Genomic DNA, 22,137 nt, shown 5'->3' on the forward strand with positions numbered 1-22,137 from the left:
GTGTTAATTTGATAAGTGTTAATTTGATAAGTGTTAATTTGATAAGTGTTAATTTAATCAATTTATCATACATGTAAGAAATTAATCTATCTTAGTGCCTCTGACGATTATTAACTGACCCCTATCTTATACCTGGTTTTTTCAATACCGCGGTTCAATATTGGTAGACCACCAGTTATATATTTCCTTTCCACTTGTAATCCAGGCTTTTTTACTGGAAACATATTTGAGGAATTTTTCGTAATATTTAAGGCCTTTTCCTTCAATAGATGTGTTATTGTGCCATAGAATCGTGATCACACCATTATACTGTTCAACCTTATCAACAAGACTTTTTGTTAGTTCCCAGGCCTTTTTAACGTCAAGTCTCATGTAGTCTCTAAATAAAGTCCGGTCCATAACTATGAGAGGGAGCTCTATGATATCGATTTGTTTTCCGGTATTTATATTATAAGGCCTGAAGGGATGACACATACCGTTTCTAAAGCCTGCACAATCTGGGTACCCGAATGTCGTATCATACTTAAAGTTTGCTTTGCTTAATAATTCCCATGTGTCCGGTACTTTAAACTTTAAATAGTGATTTCTGTACCCTATAACTTCTTTGCCTAATACTTTTTCAAGTCTCTGCTTTTTTTCTTTTATATCTTCCAGGCTGCTGTAGGATTTGTGCCCTCCATGTAATCCTACTTCCCATCCCTGAGAGGATATAAACTTCAATTCGGCCTCAAGATCCTCTATTTCATAGTTGAAGTCTTTCTCTCCAGGCCTCAAGGCCAGAAAATAAAAGCTGGATTTTGCATTATATTTTGCCTCCAGCTCCATTATTTCTCTAAAATTCCAGCAAGGGTTAAACTTCTTGCAAATTCTACAAAAGGGGGTCTTTATAGCATCTGTTAAGTTCCCTTTAGCAAAGGCTTTGGCAGTTCCAATGATCGGGTAGAACTTTTCCGGATATATCACATCAATATCATGAGTAAGGCAGACTGCAAATTTTTTTCCGTCTGGATACTCAGGGTGTAATCCCTTTTCTACTAGAAACCTGGAAACTCTGGGATCAAAAACATTCCTCTGGCTACTTAGATAGTAAGGAAACCTATCATGCTGGTCAGAAAAGGTCAAATTGTATTCTTCTTTTTTGCTAAACAGATCCCAGAGTTCATCGTTTTGTTTCAATTTCTCGATCATTTCTCTTCCTTTTCCAGATTTTAAAGTCTGAAGTAGTTTTTCAAAGAAATCTTAGTTTACATTAATAAATGTTCGTTTTTATCGCCTCTTCCAATCCCCTTATAGACAAAGCCCTTGCGAATAAATTCATCTGGTTCAACTATATTTCTTCCATCCACAATAACTGGGTTTTCCTTGCCTGTAATTCTCTTTACCCAATCGGCCTTTATATCAGAGTATACACTATGCCCTGCAAGAATAACCACAGCATCCGCGTTTCTGACAACATTTTCAAGATTATCCGAGATCTCAGTTCCTGGATAGTTCACGACATAAGGGTCATGCACATTAACTGTCGCACCTTCCTTAAGGCAGAGGTCTCTATAAGGTTCTGAAGGCGTATTCCTCGCATCATCCGAGTCTCGGATGAAAGCCCAGCCGAGCATTGCAATCTTTGAGCCTTTCATCTCTTTTCCAATCCTCATAAGGGCTGCAATAGTCAGGTTGTACATGTGGACAGGCATGAAATCATTTACTTTTCTTGCGAGCACGTAGATTGAGTCTGCACCTTCTGGATAGTCAAGCTGCCCATTACCGATCTTAACTCCTCTCTCCAAGTGGTACGTATCCTTGGTAAGGCAGTGACCTCCAACGCCTGCTCCTGGCCAGAGTATAGCTCTTGTAATACCTTCTCCTTTTAGACTGTCTACACCAGTCCTTACATCGTACACGTTTATGCCCATGGCTTCACAGTAAAGAGCAAGTTGGTTGATTGCTGCAATCTGGAGATCACGGAAAGTGTTCTCTGCAGTTTTCGTTACCTCAGCTGCAGTTGCACTCATAGGAATTACTTTCCCCGCAGTTAATACAGGGGAATAGAGCTCAATAGCCCGCCTGGTACTTGCTTCGTTTATACCACCCACGATTCTATCATGTTCTCTGATGTTCTTCAAAAGCCTGCCCACCATTACTCTTTCAGGTGCATGGGCAAGGGCAAAGTCTTCTCCGGCTTTCAGGCCTGATTCTTCCTCAAGAATCTTTTTTGCCATACCTTCGGTTGTGCCAGGAGTAATTGTGGACTCAAGAACGACGAGTATTCCTGGTCTCAGGTATTTTCCTACGTTTCTGATACCCTCAATAAGTGCGGAAAAGTCAGGTTCCAAATCTTTAGGATTTGCAAAAGGAGTTTGGATTGCAAGAGTGACGGCGTCAAGTTCTGATATTCTTGAAAAGTCGGGAGTGCATTCAAACTTGCCGGCTTTTACAACTTTGCTAATGAGGTCTTCCAGACCGGGTTCTTCTCCTTTGAGAGGACTCTCTCCACGGTTGAGCATATCAATCTTGTAACTTGAGCTTTTTGAATTACGCTGGAAACCAAGAACTTTAGTAAAACATGGGGCATCTGCGAAAAGAACGGCTGAAGGAATACCTACGTAGCCCATTCCAAGTACTCCTATTTTTTTTATTGGGCCTCTGTCAGCGATAAGTTTTTCTAATTTACTCATATTCATCACTTTCCAAATTGTTTTTTAGATTTTTTTTCAAATCCTTTTGTTTTTTTCAAAGTTTTTAAGATATTACTTCTTTGAGCTTTTAGATATTATTTCTTCAGATCTTTTAAGATATTACTTCTCTAGATTCTTTAAGACATTATTTCTTCAGATCTTTTTCCGGCTTATTATCCTACTTCAATTAATCTTCCTTCCTCGTAGGACTTTATAGCTGCCATTGCCACTTCAAGGGCGTGTTTTCCGTCTTCTCCACAGGGGTTAGGGCTTTTACCATTTGCAGCGCAATCTATGAAATATGTGAGTTCATTTTTCAGAGGTTCACTATGTTCTACTTTGGCTTTTCTTATCCATTCGTTATCGTGTAGCTGTACTGTTTGATTAATGTAGTCCAGATAGGCAACCCCCTTAACTCCTATTGCTGTTAGCTGCCTGATCTTGTGTGGAGTCAGCCAGTTTGTTTCCACAACCCCTGCAAAATTATGGTCCATACGCAGAATAATTGAGGCATGATCTTCAAATGAGTGAATGTCTGCACCTGCAATAGCATAAACACTATTTATTTTCTTGCCGTAAAGATATGAAATTACATCTATGTCATGGACACCAATATCCAGGATTACTCCCACGTCTCTTATTCTCGGGTTATAGGGCCCTACTCGTTTGGTTGAGATCGAGACTATTTTTCCCAAAGTGCCTGAGTTTATAATTTCTTTGAGTTTTATGACTGCAGGGTTAAAACGTTCGATGTGTCCAACCATAAGGATTTTTCCCGCGTTTTGTGCGGCTGCTATCATCAAGTCCGCATTTTCAGTTGTGTCTGCAATCGGCTTTTCTACAAGGACATTTATGCCTGCCTCAAGAGCATCAAGTACAACTTGCTTATGCAGTTTAGTAGGTACAACAACACTTACCGCGTCAAGTCCTTCTGCTAACATTTTTTTATAATCTGTAAAGGCTTTTGTCTTGAATTGCGTAGCCATTGCTTCTACACGCTTCTGGTCTACATCCGAGATTCCGGCAAGCTCTACGTTATTCATTTCACTATAAATTCTTACATGGTTCTGTCCCATAGCACCTGTACCTATTACTCCTACTCTTATCAAAAATCTCACTTCCTGGTTATGAGAATGCAGTGGCTGGAAAAATGATCAGTCCTTTGCATAAAATTCTTTGGTCGCTTCGATTATGTTCTGCAAATCGATTCTGGATAATGAAGGGTGCACAGGGAGAGATAATACTTCTTCCGCTGCTTTTTCCGAGACCGGTAAGGAATCCGTGTATCCAAGTTCCCTGTAGAAAGGCTGCTTGTGAATGGATATAGGATAGTGAACTCCTGTTCCTATTTCTTTTTCTTTCAGGAAAGTTGCCAATTGGTCCCTCTTTTCTGCTCTGACCGTATATTGGTGGAATACATGGGTACATTCGGCTTTTGTTACAGGTAGCACAATTTCGGGTATGTTCTTTAACCCTGCTGAAAGAATCTCTGCGTTCTTTTGTCTGGTTGAGGTAAATCCATCCAGTTTTCCAAGTTGTACAAGTCCGATTGCAGCTGCAATATCAGTCATGCGCAGGTTGAAACCTAGCATTTCATGCAGATATCGAACTTTTGAGCCATGGGCCCGAATCATCTTTGCCTTCTCTGCAATTTCCTTCTCATCTGTAGTGAGCATTCCACCTTCGCTGGTTGTCATATTTTTAGTAGGATAAAAGCTGAATGCCCCTGTTCCGAAGCTACCCACTTTTTTTCCAAGGTATTCTGCGCCGTGTGATTGGCAGGCATCCTCAATTACAATGAGCTTATTATCATCTGCAATTTCCATTATCGCTTTCATATCTGCAGGGTGTCCATAAAGATGAACAGGCAAAATAGCCCTGGTTTTTGGAGTTATTTTCTCCTTAATATTTTCAGGGTCCATATTGTATGTGTCTAAATCAATATCTGCAAAAACAGGTTTTGCCCCGGTATAAAGGATGCTGTTTGCTGTTGCAATAAAACTGAAGGGACTTGTAATCACTTCATCACCTTTTCCTATACCATGGGCAAGAAGCGCAATGTGTAAAGCTGCAGTTCCAGAGTTCACAGCAACTCCATACTCACAACCAATGTATTCAGAAAAAGCAAGTTCAAACTCTTCGACTTTTGGACCCTGTGCAATCATACCTGACCTCAGGACCTCTGTCACTGCATCAATCTCTTCCTTACCCATAAGGGGCTTGGCAATTGGGATCATTTTGGAACCTCTTTTAATAATCTTGATAAAACTAATCTTACTTAGCTTGATTTTTACAAGTTTATATTTGATTCAATTCCTTTAAATCTTTTGGAAGTTCTTGTATTCTGGCAGGCACTCCAATTGCAAGTTTCCAGGCGGGAACATTTTTTGTAACGAGTGCTCCTCCTGCAACCATTGCTCCCTCGCCTATTTCAACATCAGGAAGCAGGGTAGCGTTTGCACCTATAGATGCGCCTTTTCTCAAGAAAGGACCCTTCAATTCGTATTTCTTTCGAATTGGATATTTATCGTTAGCCAGAACAGCACAGGGCCCAATAAATACATTGTCCTCGATAACAACATTGGTTGGAATGTAGACATTTCCCTGGATACTTACGTTATTTCCTATTTTCACGTTTCCGTCTATAATAACATTAGTTCCAATAAGAACATTATTTCCAATTTCTGTATTTTCTCTAATCATTACGTTATGCCCGGTTTTGAAGTTTTTTCCGGTTTTTACGTTGGAAAATATCGTTGATCCAGCCCTTACCATTGAGTTCGAGCCTATCGTACACCCTGGAAAATCAAAGTTTTCAATTTCTATGTTTTGCTTCAGGATTTCCATCAGAATTCTGTGTTCAGGGTATCCTAGAATCACATTTTCCATTATTACCGTGTCTTTCCCAATTACAGAGGTTCCATATATTTTAGAAGAATTGTGAATCTTAAATTCAGTCGAGTTCATTGTTCCCCCCGTTTTTCTGGTGTTTGTTAACCAGATAAACTTTCTGTTGGAGCATAAAAACATCCGCTTACTTTTTGTAGTTTTACATAGCTTTTCATTTCATAGTTTTTCATTTTTTATCTTCCCGATAACCGGGCTAAGTAAACCTCTCAGGACAAACCCAAGATATTGCTATTACTTTTTCCATCTTCATTTCTTGATTTTTTCTAACTATCCTTAGTTTTTATTTTAGAGGATTTTTTAATTATTTAATGATTTTGTTTATTTTTCTACTCTTCTCTTCTATCTTTTCAAGAATTATTTAATTTATATTTTGCGTCTATAACTTTACAATATAATTTTGATTCTTTGGTTGCGAACTCAAACTTACAGTATTTTCGTTATCTATTAAGGGAACTTCCTACTTTTTTCTAAAATTCGAGTTTAATCCTTTCTCTCCTGATGTTTATCAATTTGTATGAGGAGGATTTTTATATCTTATCGCGTATTGTTCCTGTAATATGCTAATCAACTCGAGGAGTGCTGACTATTCTTACAAGTTTAATCACGTCTAACTCCGTTTCTTCAGGCATGCTCTCAGTAACTACCGTAACACCGGGAATTCCTGAAGGCGCATCTGTGGCTGCGGCAGTTTTACTTTTATTGCTTTTGCTCAGGGACTTCCTTCCTGCATCGAAACATTGGGGAAGTACGGTAAAGGTTTCTTTGAATATGGGAATTATTCCACTGATGTTTTCCTTTGGTGCAATCATTCTCTTCAAGGTTGTTGCACTATTTCAATGAATTTTCAGCGGGCGGCTGTCCAAGTGTCCGCTCGATTTCTATCTCAACAAAGTTTTGCGGCTTTACAGTGTACTGACATTTTCACTCCACTCTGTTTCCATGAGAACTGAATTATAGGCAAGTAATAGGGGTCTTGTCTCAAGAAGTAACTTCTAAACATAATAACACTTTATTTAATAATGCTTTTTTAATAATGCTTTTTTAATAATGCTTTTTTAATAATGCTTTTTAAAAATCGTAACTGACTCAATTTCTGTTATAGAAGGCAATTTCAATTATACTTGGCAGTTGATGAGTTTCATTTATTTCAGTCGAATACCCCGCTAGCTTGCTGCGGGGATGGAAACTTCCCCGGTAACCGTTGATGACTATATTATTTATCAATTTCATTTTCGGTTGTTAACTTCTGATCAAACCAAACAGTTTGGGGTTATTACTTCCTTTAACGGAATTTTGAGCGGTGGCGCGAACATACCCCGTTGCTTGCAGCGGGGTGCGCCAGCGCAGCTTTGATTTTTTATTATAGTGAAATACATTTTATATATCAACTCTCTGGTTAATTCTGGAAAATATGAAAAATATGAAAAATATGAAAAATGCGAAAAGCATGGGGAACTGTTAATGTTTACTTTATTCTGTATTTCCATTATTATAGAAACATGAGTGAGTTTTTCTGACTATATTATCGAGAATAGTCCAGAAAAAAGTTCCCGACTATATCGGGCTTTCGCTTTTGGTTTAATTTTCTTTGATTAAGCTACTTTTTCTTTTTCGGAACACGTTAATGGACATAGAGAGTTAAAGGAGAAGGGGAATAATCCCGAAAAAGAATACATTCATAAACCCATGAATTAATGCAACAAGCGGTAGGCTTCGGGTTCCGTAAAACAGGTAGCCTATAACAGCACCTACTAAAGTTATATAAAATATCTCGTAAACGCTCCCATATCCTGAATGCATTAGCCCGAATAAAATACTTGTAACTATTAGCGCTTTCCGGCCGCCTAATACTGTCTCTAATCGATTCTGCAGGATTGATCGGAAGATCATCTCCTCTATAGGGCTCACAAGAAGGACCATAATTATGGTGAGACTCAGGAGGTTAAGGATTGAAAGATCCTGAATAAGAGGATTTTTTCCGACTATGATATATTCTCCTGCTCCTAATAAAAGGCCCATGAATACTGATAACGGAATATATAACCCTATTTTTTTGAAAGTCACTCCAAGCTGCGTGCTAGTAAACTCCTGATTAATAGCTGCAATGCTTACCGGAATTGCCATAAGACAGTATATGAAAATAAGGTTGTAAAGTTTCTCTTCATAGAAAATAGGCATTGAAAAATCCACCAGACGCAGGAGCGGTAGAAGGAGAAAACTCTGATAGGTTTTCTGAATATCCTTGTTTTTTATATATATTATGGATAAGGAAAGCCCGAGCAGAACTAATGCATATATTCCCATAGCTTCGAGTTTTCTTCCCGAATATATCATCAGTTCAGCAAGAGCGATAGTTACAATCGGGATTGATAGATAAACCCATTTGTTTTCTATCTCAGGTGTTTTTTCCTTCAGATCCTCAGACATCTCCGTTTTTATGCCTCCCGGAGTCTCCACGTTAGCACTCTCAAATTCTCCCATCCTCACACCTCCTCTCCAACGTTTATCCAGAGGTGCAGATCTTTGTAAGGTATATTCTTTTCAGTTTCATTGAAGAGCAGGAACTCAAGCTTCATATTCTCTCCTTCAACAGAAGGCGTAATCTCAAGAGGCTCTACCAGGGTTTTATTATTGGCAAGCCTTATATGCTGCAGATTTTCCGGAAGGGGCAGCGATTGATTTTCGAGTCTTACTTCCATTGTATAGTCCATTGTTCTATACTCATTATTTGTTATTCCTATAAAGTAGGTCCCGCTTTCTCCCTGTATATAATCTGTTTTATAGTTGTTAGCCGTCCCGTTGGTTCCAAGGACATAGAACTCCGTATATGTTTCTTTATCCTGAGGTACCAGAATGACGTAAACTCCAGTTCCTATCAAGATAAGGAAAGAAAGAATTAGAATTATCCTGAGGTTTTTTTCAGTCTTTGATTCCGTTTTTCCCGTAATTCCTAATAGCAGGGTTAGGGTAAGAGCCCTGAAAGGGACATCAAATTTTCTGTCTGCAGGTAGATAGTTTCTTCTAACGTATGCTATTGCCAACACAATTAGGGTAAATATGGAGACACTTGTAATGAGAGGCATCTCCTTGATTTCCCAGGGGGTATAATTGAGTGCAAGCCCTATCAAAGGCACAACTGAGACGCTCATTGCAACAGAAAGAGCTATTCTCTCCATCCCTTCAAGTTCGCTTTTTTCCGGAAAAAGCATAGCTATGAGAGCGTACCCTGGAAGGAAGAGTATTAGGGGTAGACCAAGAGCTGTGCGAATAATACTTCCGCTAAGTACAGGAATTAATACGAAAATGTCCATAAGAATTACAAGGCCTGCTACTAACAACAGGTCAGATGGGAACTTCTGGTTTCCGGCCATATAACTCCTCATAAAACGGTTTTATGTTTTTTTGGCTTCCCAGCCTTTTTGTTATTCGGGCTAATCTGCCAATTTCTTTGTTCCCTATGAGGTTTTTCGGAAACCTTCCGATTTCCTCTCACCGACTTTTAATCTTCAACTGCGAAGAGGTGCGCCGGAAAGGTGAAAGTTTTCCGAGTTTTAATCTCGGTTTTCTTCTGATTTAGCAGAATATATTTCCTGAATTATATTCGTTTTCAAGAATGTTTTAACCCGATCTACTCAATTACTTAGTTATATAAAATATCTTTCCCTTTTCCTGAGTTTTATTTAAAATACTTTTCCCTTTTTGTCTATTTCTTTTAAAGAAGTTTTAGTCTTTTGAGGCCCCATCTCTTTAATTTTTTAAATGCATTTTCGGGGTTGAGTCCGCAGGTGTTTAGTCTGAAGGGTTATGAACACTGACATATACAAGGAAGTCCTTGAGTTCTTATATCTGTGTAATTTTTTCTTTTATTATTCTCTCACACCAGTAAATAATTGGTGCCTTTTAAGCCATTATTCCGATTAACAGGCACTTCATATAGATTTAACTGTTTTTCGTCATCGGAGTTACTGACTAATTATTTTTTGTGTCTAAACGCTTATATAGCTCATCTATTAAAACAGATACAGGTCTTGTATTAAACGCTGTGACTCACTTACGGAGTATTTATGTTCCTTCTTTTAGGTAAAAAGAGGAGAACAATTTCCCTAACTGATTCTCTGTAAACGTAGTCGTAAAAGACCTTTTGAAACCCTCTAAAAATTGTGGAGCGATGACTCTGAAAAATATATTTGCAGAATTTGGAATTTTTACTGATTCTTCTATAATAAACTATGTTACCAAGGAGACTTCTTACCTTTATCTTCAAAGAGGTAGATGATTGCATATGGCCATTACGATTGCAGCCATGCCTGCCTATAACGAAGCCCATGCCATTGCAGATGTTATCAAGGGTTGCAAAAAATACGTCGACAGAGTAGTAGTTGTAGATGATGGAAGTACCGATGATACTGTCGATATCGCCGAATCTCTTGGCGCCTATGTAGTTCGTCATGAAATAAATAAGGGATATGGAGCAGCCCTCAGGAACTGTTTTGAAACCGCCCGTAAGCTCGATGCAAATGCTATGGTCATAATTGACTCTGACGGTCAACATGACCCCTCCGAAATTCCCAAGCTTCTTGAACCCTTAAAAAATGGTTTTGATCTGGTAATTGGCTCAAGATTTGTCAATGGCAACGGTAAAAATGTTCCTGTTTACCGCAAATTCGGGATGAAAGTCCTTGATATCGCAACTTATATTGCAGGCGGTCTGAATGTAACCGATTCTCAGAGCGGCTTTAGAGCTTATGGAAAAAAAGCTATCGAAAATATAAATTTAAATGGTACAGATATGTCTGCGGGCTCTGAAATTCTGATTCAGGCCAAAGATTACAAACTGAAGTTTACTGAAGTGGAAATCCATTGCAGGTATGATCTTGAGGACTGCTCAAGTGAGCATCCTTTCATACATGGACCCAGAGTCCTATTCCGCATCCTTAAAGATATGGAGTACAGACGGCCTCTGTATTATTTCTCCGTTCCTGGCCTGATTATGACATCTACAGGCTTTCTTATGGGACTGATATTTTTACAGGACTTTCTTCTGGGAGGATCCTTGCGCTTCGGGCCAACACTCCTTATGGTAATGCTGACGGTTATAGGAGCCTTCATGGTGTTTACTGGAATAATACTGCATGCCATTTCAAGGATGATATTTTTAAATGAGCATATCCGAAAACAATAATGTTAAAACGGGGTCAATTTGTATGAGATTCCCTTTCGTTTCAGTCATAGTAGGTATTCGTAACGAAGAAAAATTCATTGAAGAATGTATTGAGTCACTTCTTAATCTAGACTACCCGAAAGATTCTTATGAAATTATTATCGTTGATGGCATGTCCACCGACAAAACACGCGATATAGTACAGAAATATCCTATCAAGCTTCTTTTAAATGAAAGAAAGAATGTAGCTGCGGCAAGAAACCTTGGTGTGAAGAATGCCAGGGGAGAACTTGTTGCTTTTACTGACGGAGATTGTAAGGTCGATCCTCTGTGGTTGAAAACTCTTGTTCGTGAAATGCAAGCCTCTCCAGAGGAAGTTGTGTGTTTTGGAGGCCCGAACCTGATCTTTGACACTGATCCTGTATTTGGCAGGGTGGTGGGTTATGCCCAGGAATCTTTCTTGGGGTCAGGAGGCTCGGCTCAGTCCAAAAACTCCACAAAAAAACATTATGTTGGCTCTCTTCCTAACTGTAATGCAATGTACAAAAAAGCTGCAATTCAGGAAGTTGGAGGTTTTGATGAGCGGTTTGTGGTAGGTCAGGACGGAGATCTTAACTACAGAATTGGTAAGAAAGGTAACAAATTTTTGTATATCCCGAATGCGCAGGTTCTGCACCATAGAAGAGGAACTCTCAAGTCCTTTTCCGTAAGGATGTTTAAATATGGCATGTGGATGGCAGAACTTTTCAAAAAACATGGAGAATTTGTTCGTTGGTATGCTTTTTTGCCTTCAATTGCCATCGTGTTTGCAGTTGCTTTGCTTATTGCTTCTATAAAGTACTCTACTCCAAGCCTGCTTCTTCTTGCACTTACGGCCGTGTATTTTATTCTTGTCTTTGTTACCTCAATTCAGGTTGCCTACAAAATGAAATCAAAATACGGTCTTTTTGCCCTTTTTATAATTCCTGTGCAACACATCGCTTATGGGCTAGGATTTTTGTACAGCTTTACAAATTCTCCTCTTATCTCAAAAACACGTTCCTGCTCGGATAATGTTTAACGATTACAGACTTATTCGTTCATATAGTAAAAAAGCAACCGAAAAACTTGAGTATATGGGAGGCTTTTCAGGGCAAAATATTCTTAATCAATAAAGCCCTGATGAACTCTCATTGGTTTTGAAACACAGCTTTTTGGATACCAGGTTTACTGAACTCATGAAATTATGATTATTTAACGACATGGAGATAGTATGTTGGGATTAAGCAAAGAAGCAGGACCCGGATTAGATAATAACCGTTTAATGAGATTAATTTCTTTTCTGTTTCCGTTAGCTATCATTTTCGCAGTAATATTCGCGTTCTTATGGATGTTTGCAACCGAAAAGTTCGGTTATGCACTTCGGGGGCTATTTACAGGAGTACCTGCAATACTTTCCTGTCTTTTCGTATTATTTATTTACAAAAAAGATGTAAGTTTACATGATATAGATATCTTCCCATCATTGAGTACAAAGTCCCTTACGTACCTTTTTGGGACATTTTATATTGGTTCCCTAGTTGTACTTATGCTGTCTCCAGGAAGCAGACCTCTGTACTATTTCTTCTTTATTTTAGGACTTTATCTGTCTGTATTCTTCCAAATTTTCTCTGAAGACGTAAACCCTTCCCTTGTTCTGGCTGAATCTGTCTTAATCGCGCTTAATTTAATATTCAGTGTGACTTTAAATTATGATTTCTATGTCGGTACCACAGACATTCTGCCCCATATTTTTATTTCGGAAGTCACTGCACTGACCGGGAAAACAATTCCTACCTCCTTAAGCGATTACGCTTACTTCCCTCTTTATCACGTGTTTATTGCAGAAGCTGCTGAGATCTTGAATATAAGCGTAAAGAACTCACTTTTTCTGGTAACTGCACCTGTCTATGCAATAACTATTATTTTCCTTTATTACCTTATTAACTATATAACAAACAACAGGCAGATCTCACTCCTCTCGTGTGTACTGTTCTCCGCAAGTTCTACCGTGCTTTATTATGGTACAAACGTAATCACCCGCACAATGGCATTCATAATGTTCGTTGTATTATTGTATCTGATTTACAGTGTCAATTTCAAAAAGGATAAACTATCCTTAAAAACTCTCTCAGTAATTGTTGCAGTTTTTTTAACTTTAGTTCACAATGTTTCCCTTCCACAGCTTGTTCTATTGCTAATTATTCTTCTTGCATCGGAATATGTAATAGGAAATAATAGCTATATCAGCAAACCCTTCTTTATATTGCTTAATGTTATTTTTTCCGCTTACTGGTTCTTCGTAGCATATGTGTTTGTACAGAGGAGCCTGGCTCCCCGTTTACAGAGTCAGTTTTTGGATTCTGTAGTTTTAACTGCCGGAGGTTCAGAAGTTCTTCAGGAAAGCTTGATTGATTTAATAGGGCTTCTGGATAAATCGGTATTTTTATTCTTTACCTTGATAGGAATAGGTTTTCTTCTGAAAAATTACAAGAAGAATTATGCTGCCGTTCTAGGGTTATTTGCTTTGTTAACTCTTATATTTTATGTTCCCAATCCCCTGAATACGATCTGGCAGTTCAAGGTCCTCTTTAGAGTTGATCGATTTATGCTTTTCGTCAGTCCCTTTATGGCTTTCATAATGGGATACGGATTGTACATATTCTGGAATTATATGGTTAAGTATTCTAAGAAATCGAACTCCGCTCTATTAGTGACCTTATTATTCTCTATTTTTATTTTAGTTTCTTCGGTCTACAGTATTTCAGATTCGAGTTTTCTTGGTCAAGAAGCAAAACATGAATACTTTACTTCCGAAGAGTTAAGTGGGTTTAATCATGTTTTCAAGTATGTTCCTGTCAATTCCTCAACTAAGTCTGTTTACACCGATTATTACGCTTCAAGATTCTTTTATGTCCCGCTGATACCTTCGAAATCTGCGGAGTTGAATATCTCATCTTACGATAATTACAGAATTGGTAATGTAAATAAACTGCCAGAGTACAAAGGTTATGTAGTTCTAAGAACCAGGGAGTTTCTCAGGAGTGGATTATATTTTGGCAGTGAGGAAAGCACCCTGAAAGATACTGCCAATTATTTCTATCAGGGGATACCCGAAAACGAGCTTGAGCTAGAGAGCAACCTCAAAGGTCTTGACAAAATTTATTCAAATCCGTCGATAAACATTTATATTCCACATCAGGGATTAAATAATCTCTGAAATTTATTTTTTAAGATTCCTTTTTCCTCAACCTTATTTTACTTCTAGATGAAAAAGTACAGCAGGTATTGTACGTGAGTAAAAATTTTTACGAGTTTTTATCTGTTATTCACTTAATTTGAGAAGCATAAAAAATTAAAATAAAAAAAGAGTTTTATGCACCTGTTTTTCCCGTACATTTAATGTTTATGTACTGTTTTTTTGTTTTTATCTTGAAGCTTTCTCCAAAAGTTCTGAGTATATATCCACAGTCTTTTTTGCATGGGATTCCCAGGTCAGTCCTCTCTGAATTATGCTTTTACGCCCTAGCTTCCCCATATTTTCTCTCTGGCTTTTATTCTCAAGCAATTTATTAATTTTTCTGGATATCTCTATAGGATTTTTTGAAGGCACCAGGTAGCCTGTTTCCCCATCGATCATGATCTCAGGTATCCCACCTACATTGGTTGCCACGACCGGTACCTCACAAGCAAGGGCTTCGAGTACTACATTTGGTCTACCCTCAGAAAGAGAAGGTAATACGAGGATGTCAGAAGCTGAAATCCAGAGCGGGATCTTTTCATGGTCTACGGGCCCAGTGAATCTAATGTGATCTGCAATTTTGAGCTCTTGCGCTCTTTTTTCCAGACTTTTTCTTAAACCGTCGTCCCTGCCTACCATAAAAAGATCGGTGTTCGTGTTCACAAAATCTTTTGCAGCTTCAATCAGGTAGTCCACACCTTTTATTTTCCTAAGTGCTCCAACAAAGAGAACAATATTTTTATCCTGCGGTAGATTTAAAAGATCCCTTGCATGTGCTTTTCCTGCAGGTTTGAACTTTGCTGTATCAACTCCGTTTGGAACCACATGAACTTTCTCTTCGTTTATTCCCAGATTTGTTATGTGAAGCTTGAGGTCTTCACTGACAGAAAGAATTTTATCTGCAAAATTCATTGCCTCTATAATCTGTCTAGATGTATAGGAGCCTTCATAAGCAGTTTTTCTTTCTATTGTACCCAGCGCACTTATTACAAGAGGAACTTTCCATCTCTTTGCAAGCTTCATCATTCCATATCCGTCAGGATATGAAAAGTGTGCATGGATCAGGTCTGGCTGGGGCTTTATATTTTTGATCGCGTATTCAAAAACAAAGTGAGAGTATGAGAACCCTGTTATTGGATAAAAATATTTTTTGGGAACTGCATAAACATAGCGTGGATAATGAAGGTCATATTTTTTGGTATGCTCAATCTTTGGTAGTTTAAAAAAGTTATAATATGGAAATACAGAAACAGGAAGGACAAAGGGTTTTGGGGAAATAACAGTAACATCTACTCCCTGATTTACAATTGAATCTATACTCTGTTTTATGAATGTTCCAAGTTGAGGATAATACCTGTTAGGAAATTCCTGACATGCTTCCAGTACTTTCATAATCTTTTGCTCGTTTTCGCTTCGGATGCATCAAAAGCAGACAGAGGAGGGAGTTAATCCTATAAATACTTCTCTCCAAAATGTGTTTAATTTCTGTCCTTAAACTGTATGCTAAACCATCGTTCTTGAGGTTATGAAAATAATAACTAAAGTCGTGGGATAAACTAATTAACTACTTTCGCTATTCTGGTAACCGGCTACCATTATGTTAAAAAAAGTAAATAACATTTTCCTGGTTTATTACGGCTCTTTTAATACTAAATCAGGTTCGAATATCCACATTCTTGAGCTTCTAAGAAATTTAAAAAAATATACTGATATAGTCCTGTTTGCACCCGGACAGAAGAGTGTAGACCGTTCTCTTTCAGGGATAAAATATGTGCCTGTAATAGACAATAAATATCTTGTACAGCCTTCTTACGAATTCATGCTTTCTTTTTACCTTCTTTATTCTTGCATAAAAAATAGGCCGGACGTACTCTATCTTCGCCAGAACTCTTTTCCGTTCTTTCCAATAATTTTATGTAAAATTTTAAAAATTCCTTCCATTGTAGAAGTTAATGGGATAGTTTTGGATGAGTTAAAGGTAGATCCAAATTCACAGTCCTTTGCGTATAGAGTTTTCTCTTACCTTGCACTTCGGTCTGAAAATTTTAACTACAGGCATTGCGACAGAATTGTCTCTGTCACGGATAAACTCAGGGACGAACTTGTGAGACTATACTCTATTCCTGAGAGCAAAATCTATGTTATTAATAATGGGGCAAATACTGATGTGTTCAAGCCTCTAGAATCCGAACAGATGAGAGCGAAGCTGCAGCTTGAAAGCTCAAAGAAATACGTATGCTTCGTAGGTCATCTTGCAGCCTGGCAGGGAGTTGAATTTCTCATTCATGCTTCTCCTCTAATTCTTGAAAAATGTCCGGATGTTCATTTTCTTATTGTCGGGGACGGAGTTATGAAGGATAAACTGATGGAAACAGCTTCTAAGATAGGATTTTCAGATAAATTTACTTTCACCGGAAGAATTCCCTATGAACAGGTTCCTTTCTACATCAATGCAGCCGATGTTTGCGTTGCACCTTTCATCAAGGAAAGAAACTCGAAGATAGGACTTTCAGCATTGAAAACTTATGAATACCTTGCCTGTGGGAAGCCTATTGTTGCAAGTGGTATTTCAGGAGTTAAAGACTTAATTGAAGCTTCAGGCGGTGGACTCTCGGTAACTCCTGAGAGTCCTGAAGAACTTGCGACTGCCGTAGTAAAATTACTTCTCGATGAGAGTACCAGAACCCTTATGGGAGATCGAGGCAGAAGATATGTCGTTGAGAATCACAGTTGGGACGGAGTTACAAGAAAAATTCTGGATATATGCAAAGATATCGTTTAATCAATACCTATAAACATGTAAAAAGTAAAATCTGCAGCTTTATCCATATTTGTTTTATAGAACAAATGCAGGAGAAGGTAATTTTATAACTTATGCTGTTTTCATACTTGAGTAAACTACCAATCTTCACTTTGCAGTTTTCTTCGTTAGTTTAACTATTATAGCTCTATCGTAAAAGAGTCAAGCAATTGATATTATCTTGATCTCACTTTTTATTGCTAGAAGTTGATTAGAAACTGACAAATCGTGTTCTCTTCAACTTAAAGGAGAGTTTTTTAACTAGATAAATATAACTAAATTTATCATACGGTTATAAGTTTAACGCGTTTTTTAGTATGTTTCTGACTTGGCTAAATTTTAAGTTTTCAGTAAGTGTATGAAATTTACTTTTACCCATACAATTTACGAGGGTATACAATAAATTTACTTTTTTCTACAGCCATTGAGTTCCCATATATCATGTGCAAAACTTATCTCAAATACACAAAAGACTAACAAATTTATGCGGAATTTTAGCAAACCATAACAATTTTGTAACTGTATAACGGCGTTACTTGACAAATATCTATCTAAAAGAGATAATTATTAATTTTGTTATGATTTATGCTAAAAAATTTCTATGTTATACCGAAGATCAGGAATCTTTTTATTGGTGAGTTACCTTATCTTTAAAAGCGTCCTTACATATTTACTCTTCACGCTTTCAGAAATGCATTTGTGTTTATAAAGGCCGTGAGTTCTGAAAGTATCTAGTATTTACAATAACTTGGCCAATATATCTGAAAAACTGGCAAACACATTAAGTTTTTTAAAAACTTCTATAAATTTTGCAGAGGTGTGGATACGTCACTCTACAAATATTTAACTACAAAAAATATTAATAAATTTTATTCTGATCACCTTCAGATGATATCGATGTTAAAACAAGAAGTAGGAATTCTTTTCCTGGTAGGTTGCCTTATTCTTGCAAGTGTTCCTACTGCTTTATGCCGGAGTCCTGTACCAACTGTTTATGTTGCAGGTGACGGTAGTGGGGATTTTAATTGCGACGGAAAAGATGATCATGTACAGATAAACCAGGCCCTTAAGTTTGTGGCCGATAACTCCGGATATACCACTGTCCACCTTAAAGGTCCTTTTACGTATGTTATTGATGATACTCTTCTCATCGGCAGTAATACTATTCTTGAAGGGGATTCAAATGCTGTTATCAAACTTGTTGATCATGCAGGCTGGGTTCCAATGAAACCTTTGATCCAGCAGATGAGCAGTTCCGGAAATAGTAACATTGTAATAAGAGGGTTCGAGGTTAATGTAAACCATGACGGTAACACCGAGTTCGCTAAAGGTGATGGATATTATAATATAATGTACTTCCTCTACTGCAAGAACGTAACCGTATATAATATGTATATGCACGATGGTCATGGAGACGGGTTGAGGATAAAGTATGGAGAAAACATCAAATTTTATAACAACAAAATCTATAAGCTCGGACATGACGGTCTTTTTGCAATTCAGTGTCAGAATGTAGAGGCCTGGAACAATAGAATAACTTGCAGGACTAACAGTGGTCTTAGAATCTGGAACTCAAACCACGTAAAATTTCACGATAATGTAATCGATTCCTTTTACCACTGGAGTGCAGGTGGACCGGGCATTCAGATCGAAAAGTCTGCAAGCACTATGGATGACGTAGAGGTCTACGATAATATTATCTATGACACCTATGGACCTGGAATGTGGCTTTTCAACTATGATAATTCTTCTGCTACCAGAGACAAGGCGAAAAATGTCGATATTAATCACAATATTTTCTATGACACTGGCACTAATCCTAGCATTACCTGGGTAGGTGGCATAATAACAGGTGGATTCGAGGATACTATCATTGAAAACAATGTCTTTGACGGAGTATATCACGCTGCAATCGCTAACATGTATATCAACAGTTACACTCCAGGCTATGTGCCAGAAGGTGACGGATACACAACAATTGTCCGTAACAACATAATCACGAATACCAAGCTGCGCACAAAGTCCCCAAGTGGGACAGGATATGGAATTATGAATTATCTGCCTAAAACACACTCCTTTACAATTCTATATAACTGCCTTTACAAGAACTCAGCAGGTAACTATAAAGACTGCACCTCAAAAACCGATATCTACTTAAACCCATTATTTGTATACCAGGTAAACCATGATTACCATCTTCAATCAAGAGGTGGAAGTTGGGACGGGAAAACCTGGGTTAAATATAAAGTGAGTTCTCCTTGTATTGATTCCGGCGATCCGTCTTCTGACTATTCCAAAGAATCTGAGGACAATGGAAACAGGATCAACATCGGAAGGTATGGGAACACAATCTATGCATCGAAATCAAAACACTGAGGCATCGATATGTTTATTGTTTATCGCAAGTCAAGATATTTGAGGTTGCGTTAATAAACTATCATTGATATAAGTACTATAGCAGTTATGGAGGAGAAACTAGATACTCGTCGAGAACTCCATTTGGAGGAATTTGAAAAAGACTCTATATATTTTTATTAATGAGCCTATCCCAAAAAATTATCTAACCTATTATTGCCAATATTATAACTCCTATTCTGGCATTATATTGGTTTTGGGATAGGTTCATATAATGTAATATTATCTTTTATTGATAGTGGTACAGGTTGTCTCAAAATGACATTTAGTTCTATAGTTGGACTCTTTTGTTGACGAGAAAGTAAATCCTACATAAATCTTGGAATAATTTCCATCTCAATTATATTGAAAGTGTCCTTCCCTTCCAATTATAGGAAGTATTAGATTTTTGAGACCACCAGTAAATTTTAATAAAACTGTTTCTAATTTCTCTTTTTCTCCAAAATATTCATTGACTTTTCTTACAATTTTGAACACTGGATAAAAATTTAAAAAAACCACACAAATATTTTTATAACACTACGATATAATTTACACAGTAGACTATAGAAATTTAATTAATGGCTAATACTCAGTTTATTCACTCTGTTTCATGGGGGGACTTGGGTGAACTTGATAGATTGGCCTGAAAAAAATGGAGATTTTTCTGGATCTCTTATTTGTTCCTCTAACAGGATTCAGTAGCTTCCGCTATGAATAATTTCCCTGAGAATTTCTATAGCCTTGAATGTCGGAGAGTGGATACTGTTCGAAAAATCCCATCTGTCATTCAGTGAACTGAGTAAGAAAGTTGTCTAACTATTTCATAGACAATTTTTATTTCTGTAGATTAATGAGCCTTTTTTACCCGGTTCTCACTCTGTAAATTAGTAAATAAAATTATATAGTAATTTCAGGTGATATGGATGCTAAAAAGAGAATTAGGGATATTTTTCCTGGTAAGTTGCCTTATTCTTGCAAACGTTCCTACTGCTTTATGCCGGAGTCCTGCACCAACTGTTTATGTAGCAGGAGATGGGAGTGGAGATTTTAAATGCGATGGAAAAGATGATCATGTACAGATAAACCAGGCCCTTAAGTTTGTGGCAAGTAACTCCAAATATACCACTGTCCACCTTAAAGGTCCTTTTACGTATGTTATTGATGATACTCTTCTCATTGGCAGCAATACTATTCTTGAAGGGGATTCAAATGCTGTTATCAAACTGGCTAATAACGCAGGTTGGGTTACAATGAAACCTATGATCCAGCAAATGAGCAGTTCCGGGAATAGCAACATTGTAATAAGAGGTTTCGAGGTTAATGGAAACCATGACGGTAATCCCAAAGTTTCTAAAGGTGATGGATATTATAATGTGATTTACTTTACTAACTGTAATAACGTAAAAGTATACAATATGTATATGCACGATGGTCTCGGAGACGGGCTGAGGATAAAATACGGTCAAAATATTCAATTTTATAACAACAAGATCTACAAGCTCGGACATGACGGTCTGTTCGCAATTCAGTGTCAGAATGTTGAAGCCTGGAACAATAGAATAACCTGCAGGACTAACAGCGGTCTTAGAATCTGGAACTCAAACCATATAAAATTCCATGATAATGTAATCGATTCTTTCTACCACTGGAGTGCAGGTGGATCAGCTGTTCAGATCGAAAAATCTGCAGGTATTATGGATGATATAGACATCTATGGTAATACTATATCTAACACTTATGGCCCAGGTATCTGGATTTTCAACTATGATAGCTCTTCTGCTACTAAGGACAAAGGGAAAAATGTCCATATTCATCATAATGTCTTCTATAGTACAGGTACCAATCCTAGCATTACCTGGGTCGGAGGTATTGTAGCTAGTGGTTTCCATGATACTTTAATTGAGAATAATGTTTTTGACGGTATATACCATGCTGCTGTTATTCACATGTATCCGGAAGTTTACTCTCCAAGTTACTCGTCAAAGTACACAACCATTGTCCGTAACAACATAATCGTAAATACCCAGAAACGTACGAAGTCCCCAAGTGGAACAGGGTATGCAGTGATCAATTACCTCTCCAAGAACCATAACTTTGTGCTGGAAAATAACTGCCTCTACAACAATGCAGCAGGCAATTATAAAGGCTGCACCTCGAAAACTGACATCTACTTAAACCCATTATTTGTAAACCAGAAAAACCATGATTATCACCTTCAGTCGGTTACAGGTCACTGGAATGGAAAATGGGTAAAGGACAAAGTGAATTCTCCCTGTATTGATGCCGGGTGCGTTTCTTCGGATTATTCTAAAGAACCTGAAAACAACGGAAACAGGATCAACATAGGAAGATACGGAAATACAATATACGCGTCTCTGTCACCGAGTTCACGAGTAAAAACTGTGCAGTCTTCACTAGTAGGTTCGATCTCCGAGGCTACGAATGAGACTGACGAAGATCTTAACTTTACGGCGGAAGTTCTTGAAGGGGATGAAGATAACTTCACATACTCCGAAGATCTCTCTGTCGACATACAGGGACCCGTTATTGAATCTGTTCCTGATGCCACAGTGAAGATTGGAGAAACTTTAAACTTTACAGTGAAAGCTTCTGATATTAATGGAGGCAACCTTACCTTTTCAGCATCTGATCTTCCTGAAGGTGCAAGTTTTGACGAAAGGGGGGTCTTTAGCTGGGCACCTACAGACGGACAGGAAGGACTCTACACTATATCTTTTGAAGTAAGTGACGGTATGTTCAGTGATTCTGAAGTTGCAACAATAACCGCGATTGAAGAAACTCCCTTGAATCTCTCAAGCGTAGTTGAAAAAGCTCCTTTGAATCTCTCTGACATATGCGACAGCTATCTTTACAAAGTTTCTCCTGAAGGTCTTTATGTGAATAATTTATTTCTTAGATTGGAGGAATTATAGATGCT

Annotated in this window: 15 protein-coding genes; 6 read left to right on the forward strand and 9 right to left on the reverse strand. The window is 37.8% G+C overall.

The window, feature by feature from the left end; translation table 11 throughout:
- Positions 1–141 precede the first annotated feature (141 nt).
- The 8 genes from ASJ81_RS04460 to ASJ81_RS04495 all read right to left on the reverse strand — a co-directional run bounded on the left by ASJ81_RS04460 (position 142) and on the right by ASJ81_RS04495 (position 8,953).
- Entirely contained in the window at positions 142–1,188 is a 1,047-nt protein-coding gene (locus ASJ81_RS04460; protein WP_095643434.1) for a polysaccharide deacetylase family protein, read from the reverse strand.
- Between the two features lie 56 nt (positions 1,189–1,244).
- Complete coding sequence (locus ASJ81_RS04465) at positions 1,245–2,672, reverse strand: nucleotide sugar dehydrogenase (RefSeq protein WP_095643435.1); 1,428 nt, start codon at positions 2,670–2,672, stop codon at positions 1,245–1,247.
- Positions 2,673–2,845: 173 nt separating this feature from the next.
- Positions 2,846–3,781, reverse strand: coding sequence for a UDP-N-acetylglucosamine 3-dehydrogenase (locus tag ASJ81_RS04470; protein ID WP_095643436.1), 936 nt, complete (start codon positions 3,779–3,781; stop codon positions 2,846–2,848).
- A 45-nt stretch (positions 3,782–3,826) separates the two neighbouring features.
- Positions 3,827–4,909 (reverse strand): DegT/DnrJ/EryC1/StrS family aminotransferase, encoded by a 1,083-nt coding sequence (locus ASJ81_RS04475; RefSeq protein ID WP_095643437.1) that lies wholly within the window; start codon positions 4,907–4,909, stop codon positions 3,827–3,829.
- A 61-nt stretch (positions 4,910–4,970) separates the two neighbouring features.
- Positions 4,971–5,639, reverse strand: coding sequence for an acyltransferase (locus ASJ81_RS04480; protein ID WP_095643438.1), 669 nt, complete (start codon positions 5,637–5,639; stop codon positions 4,971–4,973).
- A gap of 503 nt (positions 5,640–6,142) precedes the next feature.
- Entirely contained in the window at positions 6,143–6,400 is a 258-nt protein-coding gene (locus tag ASJ81_RS22580; RefSeq protein ID WP_170943189.1) for a hypothetical protein, read from the reverse strand.
- An 820-nt stretch (positions 6,401–7,220) separates the two neighbouring features.
- Complete coding sequence (locus tag ASJ81_RS04490; protein WP_095643440.1) at positions 7,221–8,063, reverse strand: CPBP family intramembrane glutamic endopeptidase; 843 nt, start codon at positions 8,061–8,063, stop codon at positions 7,221–7,223.
- A 2-nt stretch (positions 8,064–8,065) separates the two neighbouring features.
- Positions 8,066–8,953: a DUF1616 domain-containing protein gene (locus tag ASJ81_RS04495; protein WP_095643441.1), complete on the reverse strand. Its 888-nt coding sequence runs from the start codon at positions 8,951–8,953 to the stop codon at positions 8,066–8,068.
- Positions 8,954–9,864: 911 nt separating this feature from the next.
- On the opposite strand from ASJ81_RS04495, the gene ASJ81_RS04505 reads away from it, so the two are divergent.
- The 3 genes from ASJ81_RS04505 to ASJ81_RS04515 all read left to right on the forward strand — a co-directional run bounded on the left by ASJ81_RS04505 (position 9,865) and on the right by ASJ81_RS04515 (position 13,981).
- Complete coding sequence (locus tag ASJ81_RS04505; RefSeq protein WP_095643460.1) at positions 9,865–10,764, forward strand: glycosyltransferase family 2 protein; 900 nt, start codon at positions 9,865–9,867, stop codon at positions 10,762–10,764.
- Positions 10,765–10,786: 22 nt separating this feature from the next.
- Positions 10,787–11,803, forward strand: a complete 1,017-nt coding sequence (locus ASJ81_RS04510; RefSeq protein ID WP_095643443.1) for a glycosyltransferase family 2 protein — start codon at positions 10,787–10,789, stop codon at positions 11,801–11,803.
- A gap of 192 nt (positions 11,804–11,995) precedes the next feature.
- Positions 11,996–13,981 carry a hypothetical protein gene (locus tag ASJ81_RS04515; RefSeq protein ID WP_095643444.1) on the forward strand — a complete coding sequence of 662 codons (1,986 nt, stop codon included), beginning with the start codon at positions 11,996–11,998 and terminating at the stop codon, positions 13,979–13,981.
- A gap of 207 nt (positions 13,982–14,188) precedes the next feature.
- Here ASJ81_RS04515 and ASJ81_RS04520 read toward each other — a convergent pair whose 3' ends face one another.
- Complete coding sequence (locus ASJ81_RS04520) at positions 14,189–15,394, reverse strand: glycosyltransferase (protein ID WP_095643445.1); 1,206 nt, start codon at positions 15,392–15,394, stop codon at positions 14,189–14,191.
- A 205-nt stretch (positions 15,395–15,599) separates the two neighbouring features.
- On the opposite strand from ASJ81_RS04520, the gene ASJ81_RS04525 reads away from it, so the two are divergent.
- From ASJ81_RS04525 to ASJ81_RS04535, 3 genes are all read left to right on the forward strand, one after another.
- Positions 15,600–16,784, forward strand: a complete 1,185-nt coding sequence (locus tag ASJ81_RS04525; RefSeq protein ID WP_095643446.1) for a glycosyltransferase family 4 protein — start codon at positions 15,600–15,602, stop codon at positions 16,782–16,784.
- A gap of 915 nt (positions 16,785–17,699) precedes the next feature.
- Positions 17,700–19,178, forward strand: a complete 1,479-nt coding sequence (locus ASJ81_RS04530; protein WP_170943190.1) for a right-handed parallel beta-helix repeat-containing protein — start codon at positions 17,700–17,702, stop codon at positions 19,176–19,178.
- A gap of 944 nt (positions 19,179–20,122) precedes the next feature.
- Positions 20,123–22,132 (forward strand): putative Ig domain-containing protein, encoded by a 2,010-nt coding sequence (locus ASJ81_RS04535; protein WP_095643447.1) that lies wholly within the window; start codon positions 20,123–20,125, stop codon positions 22,130–22,132.
- The last annotated feature ends 5 nt before the right edge of the window (positions 22,133–22,137 follow it).

Origin of the sequence: Methanosarcina spelaei (assembly GCF_002287235.1) — an archaeon.
Classification (GTDB): domain Archaea; phylum Halobacteriota; class Methanosarcinia; order Methanosarcinales; family Methanosarcinaceae; genus Methanosarcina; species Methanosarcina spelaei.